1 protein-coding gene is annotated in these 210 nt (G+C 69.0%); it reads left to right on the plus strand.

Features of this window, described 5'->3' with window-relative positions; genetic code table 11:
- Positions 1–210: AMP-binding protein (locus ACW9H9_RS28985; protein WP_457346763.1), on the plus strand; the 210-nt coding region annotated here is incomplete at both ends.

A 210-nucleotide genomic window follows, 5' to 3' on the forward strand; every position in this document is an offset into this window, starting at 1 on the left:
AGCGCGGGCTGGACATGGTCGTCGGCCTGTTCGCCATCCTCAAGGCGGGCGGCGGTTACGTGCCACTGGACCCAGCTTACCCGCTGGACCGCCTGGCCTACATGCTGCAAGACAGCGCCCCGGCGGCGCTGTTGGTACAGGGTGCCACACAGGCGCTGCTGGGCGATGTGACGGTGCCGGTGGTGGACCTGGACCAGGTCACCTGGCAGC

The sequence above is a fragment of the Pseudomonas sp. SDO5215_S409 genome, assembly GCF_054071325.1.